This window comes from Roseibium sp. (assembly GCF_025698965.1).
Taxonomy (GTDB): domain Bacteria; phylum Pseudomonadota; class Alphaproteobacteria; order Rhizobiales; family Stappiaceae; genus Roseibium.
In genome coordinates, this window is the sequence record NZ_JAILWL010000581.1 from 1 (window position 1) to 3,646 (window position 3,646).

At 54.9% G+C, this 3,646-nt stretch carries 5 protein-coding genes; 3 read left to right on the plus strand and 2 right to left on the minus strand.

The annotated features are described in order from the left end of the window. The coding region (locus K5905_RS29850) for a GFA family protein (protein WP_297591291.1) at nt 1-338 on the plus strand (338 nt) is incomplete at its 5' end. Nucleotides 339-395: 57 nt separating this feature from the next. Here K5905_RS29850 and K5905_RS29855 read toward each other — a convergent pair. Together K5905_RS29855 and ppk2 are read right to left on the minus strand one after the other, a co-directional pair. After that, nucleotides 396-1,403: a Gfo/Idh/MocA family oxidoreductase gene (locus tag K5905_RS29855; protein ID WP_297591293.1), complete on the minus strand. Its 1,008-nt coding sequence runs from the start codon at nt 1,401-1,403 to the stop codon at nt 396-398. Between the two features lie 206 nt (nt 1,404-1,609). Continuing rightward, a complete protein-coding gene (ppk2, locus tag K5905_RS29860; RefSeq protein ID WP_297591295.1) occupies nt 1,610-2,518 on the minus strand; it encodes a polyphosphate kinase 2 in 909 nt (302 codons plus the stop codon). Nucleotides 2,519-2,691: 173 nt separating this feature from the next. On the opposite strand from ppk2, the gene K5905_RS29865 reads away from it, so the two are divergent. Both K5905_RS29865 and K5905_RS29870 read left to right on the plus strand, forming a co-directional pair. Continuing rightward, a complete protein-coding gene (locus K5905_RS29865; protein WP_297591297.1) occupies nt 2,692-3,321 on the plus strand; it encodes a TetR/AcrR family transcriptional regulator in 630 nt (209 codons plus the stop codon). A gap of 1 nt (nt 3,322) precedes the next feature. Further along, nucleotides 3,323-3,646 (plus strand): carboxyl transferase domain-containing protein (locus K5905_RS29870; protein WP_297591298.1); only part of this gene is annotated, 324 nt, incomplete at its 3' end.

The window sequence follows — 3,646 nt, forward strand, 5'->3', positions numbered from 1 at the left end:
CACCGATCAATGCCTGGAGCATCTGGCGCGATGAAAATGTCGAAATATCAGGCGGTCCGGTCATCACATCCAGGGAAAACGACGCCAGCGAACGGATTTCCTGCGCCAGGTGCGGGGGCTGTATCGCCAATCACAAACCGCAGATCAGCATGACGGTCGTCTACCCGATGACGCTTGACGGCTCCGCTTTCGAATACGAGCCCTCGTCGCACATCTTTTACAGTGAAAGAGTAATGGATTTCGCAGACGGTCTGCCAAAATATGCCGATATGCCGGAACGGATGGGCGGCACCGGCGAGCAGATCGAAGAACCTACCAAAACCAGCTGGCGCAGCTGACCTCACACGAAAGACCAGCCGCGGCACTTTTCAGGTGGATACCCGGAAAGAGATGGATCAGCCGAGCGTTACCCAGCCCTCTTTTCTGGCTGACGCAAGAATAGCATCCAGAACCTTCATGTTCTGGATCGCATCTTCAACGCCATAAGGCAGCGGAGTTTCACCGGATATCGCACGACCGAACACATCAACCAGTTCCGCGTATTGATCACAGGGCCCGATGGCCAATGTCTTGATCGTCGCATCGCCCAGGGTTGAACCGTCATCCAAACGCAGGACAGTTGGTTCACCTTGCGGCGCATTGAAGGGAATGAGCATCTCCAGACGTTTTTTGGTGCCGACGAGCTGAATCCGCTGATATGGAACCATCTGCGTCGAAACGGTGAAATTGAGCTGGCGACCGCTCCCGAAATCCAGCATCGCGCTGGTTGTCCGGTCTGTGCCGAATTCCGGGTCCCTGTCGATCATCGACACAACGCGCTCAGGCTCTGCCTCAAAGAAGTACCGGCCGGTCAGCATGGTGTAACAACCGATATCCAGCAATGCGCCGCCGCCAATGTCATCCATATTGCGGATGTTCATCGGGTCGTTGTTGAAATAGCTGAAGAAGGTCTGGATCGACCTGAGCTCTCCAAGGTCTCCCGAGCGGACAATATCACGGGCCGTGATCCATTGCGGATGTGCACGCACCATGAAACCTTCGGCGACCAGCTTGTCCTTCGGCAGATTGAGCAGCTGTTTCGCTTCATTCGTGTTCAGGGCAATCGGTTTTTCACACAGAACATGTTTGCCGGCTTCCACCGCCATGATTGTCATCGGCACGTGCAGATGGTTCGGCAGCGGATTGTAAATCGCATCAATATCGGGATCAGCCAGCAGGTCTTCATAGGACCCATAAGCTTTCCCGATTCCGAGCGCGCCGGCGGCATCCTCGGCAACTTGGATGTTGCGAGAGGCGATCGCGGCAGCCACACCCGTCCTGGAGCGCTGAATACCCGGAATGACTTTTTCCCGACCGATCCGCGCAGTTGATACGATGCCCCACCGAATTTTTCCGTTTTCCATTCTGGTATTCTCCCTCATATCAACCGCACATAAACAGGTGCATCAGATCGCACAAAAGAATCCCGGCCTGCAAGACCGGGATACCATTCATGCAATCTTGAGCGTGTCGGAAAGCTCTCCCGTATATCGATACGGGCTTCGCTTCCTTCCTGCTCACGACTCAAATGCAACACACGCCGCGCCCGAAACCAAATCGTCCACACGGACTAGAATTTTTCCGGCACGTAAAGGTGCTCGGGCAGCACCTTGCGCTCATAATCCGGGTTGAATCGACGCTCAGGCAACGTAATCGGATCATGCGGGATATCTTCATATGGCATAAGCGACAACAGGTGACTGATGCAGTTGAGGCGCGCCTGTTTCTTGTCGTTGCCTTCCACGATAAACCAGGGGGCTTCCGGAATATTGGTACGCTCGAACGTGTCTTCCTTGGCCTTGGTGTAATCTTCCCAGCGGATGCGGGACTCCAGATCCATTGGAGAAAGCTTCCACTGTTTCAACGGGTCGTGCACACGCATAAGGAAACGCAATTGCTGTTCTTCATCCGTGATGGAAAACCAGTATTTGATCAACCGGACGCCTGAGCGAACAATCATCCGTTCAAATTCCGGCACGTCGTTGAAAAACTGCTCGACCTCGTCTTCAGAGGCAAAACCCATGACGCGTTCGACGCCGGACCGGTTGTACCACGAGCGGTCGAACAGGACGATCTCGCCGGCCGCCGGCAGATGCGGCACATAGCGCTGGAAGTACCATTGGCTCTTTTCACGTTCGGTCGGTGCAGGCAGCGCAACAACACGGCATACGCGCGGATTGAGCCGCTGGGTGATCCGTTTGATCACGCCCCCTTTGCCTGCCGCATCCCTGCCTTCGAAAATCACGACGACTTTCTCGCCGGTATGCTGCACCCAGTCCTGCAGCTTTACCAGTTCAGCCTGAAGGCGCAGAAGTTCATGAAAGTAAGTGTTCCGATCGATCGGTGACTGGTGTTTTTTGTCGGAAATGAACTGGAGATCCCTGGCGATCAGATTGTCATCGATCTCCATTTCCAGCTCTTCATCCAGAGTATCTGCCCATTCAGCCTCAACCCAGGTTTTTGCGCTTTCGTCGGTCATCAATCGATCCTTTTGAAAATCCACTCCAAAGACTGTGAACAGCTTATCTATGTAAGTTTTTTGACAGTTCCCCCAGTTCGCAACCCCAAATTACCCGCCGCATAAGATTCGCGCAAAACACGGACTTGAAAATGAATGAACGTTCATTTATAGAGTGTTCGCGGAGGATGATCATGACAATTGGCGTTGAAAAACCGCTAAGCCGTGCAAAAGGGCAGGAAACCGCCAAGCGAGTCTTGAGAGCCGCGCTGAAGCGCTTTGCGGATGCCGGCTATGCAGCTGTCTCCATGCGTGAAATTGCGGCAGATGTCGGCGTCCGTCCCGGTGCGCTCTACAATCACTTCCCGACCAAGCAGGATATTTTGCGTGCCTTGATGCTGTCGCACATGTCCGATCTGCTGACCGCGTGGAAGAAGACGGAGTTTTCGCCGGAGACCGATCCGCTGGATCGTTTCGTGCGGTTTCATATCCGATATCACCTCGAACGCGCTGATGAAGTCTTCATTTCTTACATGGAGCTGCGCAATCTGGAACCTGCAAACTTCGCCGAAATCGAGTCCGAGCGCAGCCGTTACGAATTCATCCTCACCGGTATTCTGGAGGAAGGCTCGGCGTCAGGCCGGTATGCCGTTGACGATGCCAGCGTTACCACGCGTGCCATCATCGCGATGCTGACAGGCATCCCGACCTGGTACCGCGAAGGTGGACGTTTGTCCGAACAACAAATCGAAGACCTCTATCTGACCATGGTGCGCAAGGCTGTTGCCCCCCTGGCCATGAAGTCCCAAAGGGAGATCGGATGACATGAGCATCCTGAAATCGAACCTGTCGCCAAAGAGCGAGCAATTCGCGGCCAACAAGGCAGCCCATGAAACGGCCATGGATACCGTTAAACAAGCCGCCCGCACAGCTCTGGACGGCGGTGGTGACACCGCGCGCCAACGCCACATCTCCCGTGGCAAGATCCTGCCGCGCGAACGGGTTTCACGCCTCCTTGACCCCGGCTCTCCTTTTCTCGAAGTCGGCATGCTGGCGGCCCATGAAATGTATGACGGGGCAGCTCCCGCAGCAGGCATGATTGCGGGCATCGGCAGGGTGGAAGGCCAGGACGTTATGATCCTTGCAAAC

What these genes read in the sequence shown, in the direction of transcription:
- K5905_RS29855 (WP_297591293.1), bottom strand. Translation starts at nt 1,403, where the DNA reads ATGGAAAACGGAAAAATTCGGTGGGGCATCGTATCAACTGCGCGGATC.
- ppk2 (WP_297591295.1), bottom strand. Translation starts at nt 2,518, where the DNA reads ATGACCGACGAAAGCGCAAAAACCTGGGTTGAGGCTGAATGGGCAGAT.
- K5905_RS29865 (WP_297591297.1), top strand. Translation starts at nt 2,692, where the DNA reads ATGACAATTGGCGTTGAAAAACCGCTAAGCCGTGCAAAAGGGCAGGAA.